Origin of the sequence: Burkholderia sp. E168m23 (assembly GCF_016586125.1) — a bacterium.
Lineage (GTDB): Bacteria > Pseudomonadota > Gammaproteobacteria > Burkholderiales > Burkholderiaceae > Burkholderia > Burkholderia orbicola.
Genome location: NZ_BCPP01000704.1, coordinates 1 through 3,832 on the forward strand (window position 1 = coordinate 1; position 3,832 = coordinate 3,832).

General features: G+C 70.5%; 5 protein-coding genes. 2 read left to right on the top strand and 3 right to left on the bottom strand.

Translation table 11 applies throughout. The features are described 5' to 3' along the window. Positions 1-573 (top strand): MFS transporter (locus tag JMF90_RS27835; RefSeq protein ID WP_201325689.1); only part of this gene is annotated, 573 nt, incomplete at its 5' end. Beyond that, positions 564-686 (top strand): hypothetical protein, encoded by a 123-nt coding sequence (locus JMF90_RS40625; protein WP_054927985.1) that lies wholly within the window; start codon positions 564-566, stop codon positions 684-686. The genes JMF90_RS27835 and JMF90_RS40625, both read left to right, overlap by 10 nt. A gap of 22 nt (positions 687-708) precedes the next feature. Here JMF90_RS40625 and JMF90_RS27840 read toward each other — a convergent pair whose 3' ends face one another. The 3 genes from JMF90_RS27840 to JMF90_RS27850 all read right to left on the bottom strand — a co-directional run. Further along, positions 709-2,187 carry a deoxyribodipyrimidine photo-lyase gene (locus tag JMF90_RS27840; RefSeq protein ID WP_197285589.1) on the bottom strand — a complete coding sequence of 493 codons (1,479 nt, stop codon included), beginning with the start codon at positions 2,185-2,187 and terminating at the stop codon, positions 709-711. Between the two features lie 320 nt (positions 2,188-2,507). After that, positions 2,508-3,488, bottom strand: coding sequence for an acetyltransferase (locus JMF90_RS27845; protein ID WP_200095230.1), 981 nt, complete (start codon positions 3,486-3,488; stop codon positions 2,508-2,510). A gap of 17 nt (positions 3,489-3,505) precedes the next feature. Next, positions 3,506-3,832, bottom strand: a 327-nt coding sequence (locus JMF90_RS27850; protein ID WP_201325690.1) for a hypothetical protein, incomplete at its 5' end; no start/stop codon positions are given.

Below are 3,832 nucleotides of genomic sequence, written 5' to 3' on the forward strand. Positions count from 1 at the left end.
TGGCTGCTGAACGCGGGCTTCTTCGCGTGCGGCTTCCAGCTCGCGTTCATCGCGACGCACCTGCCCGCGTACCTGCTCGACCACGGACTGCCGGCTCGCCACGCGAGTGTCGCGCTCGCGCTGATCGCGCTGACCAACGTGGCCGGCACTTACGCGTGCGGCCATCTCGGCGGGCTGCTGCGGCGCAAGTACGTGCTGTCGGTGCTGTACCTCGTGCGCGCGCTCGCGATGGCCGCGTTCGTCGCCGCGCCGCTGTCGCCCGCGAGCGTCTACGTGTTCGCGGCCGTGATGGGGTTCACGTGGCTCGGCACGGTGCCGCTGACGAACGGCGTGATCTCGCAGGTGTTCGGCGTGCGCTACATCGCGACGCTGTTCGGCTTCGTGTTCTTCGGGCACCAGCTCGGCAGCTTCTTCGGCGTGTGGCTCGGTGCAATCGTGTACGACGCGACGCACTCGTACATGCCGCTGTGGCTCGGCTCGATCGCGCTCGGCGTGCTTGCGGCGCTGCTGCACCTGCCGATCGACGACGCGCGCGTCGCGCGCCCGGCATCGGGCAATGCGGCATGGGCATGATCCGCGCGGCGCTGGCCGCCGGCACGCTCGCGTTCGTCGCGTGGTGCGGCGCGGCCTACTTCGATTCGGGTGTCGCGTACGCGCTGCTCGAGCACATCGCGTTCTGCAATTGATGCGGCAAACCGGCGCGTGCGGTCAGCGGCGCTTCGGCAACGCGGCCAGCGCATCGAGCGCACGGGCGCGCGCGGCCGCATGCTCGATCAGCGGCGCCGGATAGTCGATGCCGAGCCGCACGCCGGCCGCCTCGAGCGCCAGCGGCGACGCTTCCCACGGCGCATGGATCGACGCGTCGTCGAGGCCGGCAAGCTCGGGCACCCAGCGCCGCACGTACGCGCCGTCCGGGTCGAACTTGTGCCCCTGCGCGACCGGATTGAAGATGCGGAAATACGGCGCGGCGTCGGCGCCGCAGCCGGCCACCCATTGCCAGCTCGCCGCGTTGTTCGCGGGATCGGCATCGACCAGCGTGTCGCGGAACCATGCTTCGCCCGCGCGCCAGTCGATCAGCAGGTGCTTGATCAGGAACGACGCGACGACCATCCGCACGCGGTTGTGCATCCAGCCGGTCGTCCACAGCTCGCGCAGGCCCGCATCGACGAGCGGATAGCCGGTCCGGCCGCGCTGCCACGCACGTAACGCGACGGGATCGTCGCGCCACGGCATTGCATCGAATTGCGCACGGAAATTGTCGGTCGCGAGCGCCGGGAAGTGATACAGCAGCGTGTAGCTGAATTCGCGCCAGCCGAGTTCGCTCAGGAACTTGTCGGCGTGCGCCGCATATGCCGCGCCGCCTGCATTCGCGGCGCCCTGCACCGCATGCCACACCTGTCGCGGCGACACGTTGCCGAAACGCAGGAACGGCGACAGCCGGCTCGTCGCGGGGCGGTCGGGACGGTCGCGCGCATCCGCATAGCCGGCGAGCGAGGTCGTCAGAAACGTGTCGAGTCGCGCGAGCGCGCCGGCTTCGTCCGGCGCCGGCCACGCATCGCGCAGGCCGCCGGCCCAGTCCGGCGCATGCGGACGCAACGCAAGTGCATCGAGCGCCAGCGCGCGGTCGCGCACGGCTTGCGGCCACGGATGGAACGCGATCCGCTCGGGTGCCGGCAGCGGCGCGGCGACCGTGCGATCGCGGCGCGCCGCGCGCCAGTACGCGGTGAACACCTGGTACGGGCCGCCGCTGCCCGTCAGCACTTCCCACGGCTCGTTCAGCAGGCTGCCGTTGCTGCTCTCGACCGCCACGCCGCGCGCCTTGAGCGACGCCTTCAGCGCCGCGTCCGCGTCGCGCTGCGGCTGCGCATAGCGGCGGTTCCAGTACACGGCTGCCGCGCCCGTGTCACCGACGACGCGCTCGATCTCCCGCTGCGCGTCGCCGCGCAACAGCAGCAGGCGCCCGCCATGACGCGTGAGCGTGGCGTCGAGCCCGGCCAGCGACCCGTGCAGCCACCAGCGCGCCGCGCCGCCGAGCGCGGGCCCGGCGCCGGCGCCCGTGTCGTCGACGAACACGCAGACGAGTGGCCGGCCGGATTCGACCGCGCGCGTCAGCGCGGGCTGATCGGTCACGCGCAGATCGTCGCGGAACCAGACGATCGCGGGAGCAACGGACGGCTTGGCAGACACGGGCAGGCACCTCGATGGCGAAAGCAAAAGGAGACGCGTATTGTCGCGGCTGCGCTGCACGGTGTCGACGCCGGCCGTCATGGCCGGCACGCCACGTGCGACACCGCGCTCGAGCACACGATCCGCTTCAATCCGATGGAAGTCGCGCTACCGACCGGCAGCACGCCCGGAAGGTTTCTCAGTCGGGGATACGTCGACCGGCTCGTGCACACCGCGCACGGCTGACGCAACGCCGAACGCACCGAGGCAGGCCACGGCCGCTCGACGGGCCGACCGTGCTCGCCGGTGCGGCCGGCTGATCCGGTCGACGATGCGTCGCGTCAATCGAGCCGGAACGCGGCCTCGAAGCGCTCGGCGAATGCGTCGAACTCGTCTTCCGGCAGATGATTGATGCCGCCTGCGCGCTTGCGCCCGCCGCCGGTCGCGAAGCCGCGGCAGAACTCGTCGGCGCCGATCGGCCGGCCGTCGGGCACGCGCACGCTGACGACCAGCCCGCCGCCCGCGCGCGGCGACAGCACCGCGAGCGCTGCATGCGGTGCGTTGCGCATCCGCTCGTTCGCGAGCATGCCGGTCGCGCGCCGCGCCCACGGATGATCGGGCATCCGGACCAGCGTCGCGCCCGGCACCTCGCGCAGCGGCGCGAGCGCGCACGCGCGCGCCATGTCGTCGCGGTAACCGTCGCGCAATGCGGCGAACACCGCCGTGTCGCGTACGAAATCGAGCGGATCGATGCACGGCAGCATCGCGTCCGCGAGCGTCGCCGGATCGAAATGCAGATCGCCGACGCACTCGCCGTATGCGTTGTAGTTCAGATAGCGCCCGAGTTCGGCGAGCATGCAGCGCTCGGCTTCGTCGACGCCATGCTCGCGCGCCAGCGCGTCGCCGAGCGCCGGCAGTTCGTCGCCATAGGCGGCGACGATCGCCCAGCGCACGTACCGGCCGCCGAGATAGCGGTTCACGATCGCGCTCGTGCAGACGTCGGCCGCCATGTCGATATGCACGTCGAAACGCGGATGGTCGGGCAGCTCGCCGGCAAAGTGATGGTCGAAGTAACGAACCGTCGCGCCGTCGCGCAGCAGCCGCGCGCACGCGTCGCGGTTCTGGTCGTGCGACACGTCGAGCACGGTGACGATGTCGCCCGCACCCGCGTCGATGCGCTCGAGCAGCCGGATGTCGCGCTTCACGCCGGTCACGAGCGTGCCGTGCACGCGTTCGGCGAGCCGCAATTGCTGAAGCGCGCACAGGCCGTCCGCGTCGCCATTGAACGCGAAGACGTGCCGCGCGTACCGGTTGTCCTGCATGATCTGTTGCTCCATCGTCAAGGTATGAAATCGCCGCCGTTTGCATCGCGTGGCGTGGCGTGCACGGCGAGTTCGCATGCCCGGTATTTTGCCGCAACCGCGAGCGCGTTCTTCAACTCAATGGAGCGTAGCCGCCCTCCCCCGCAAACGGCTTGCGGGGTGCCTCCGTGTCGTTCATCACGATCGCGTGGCCGCCGCTCCATGTGCGGCACGCCTTGCCGCATGCGCACCAGCGTGTGAAACACACGGGTATCGAGCGCAGCCCCGTCGAGATCGGTTTTCTCCAGCGGCTCCGGAAATCGACCACGCACGAATGAATGCGCCGCCTCGACCGCGGATTTCAC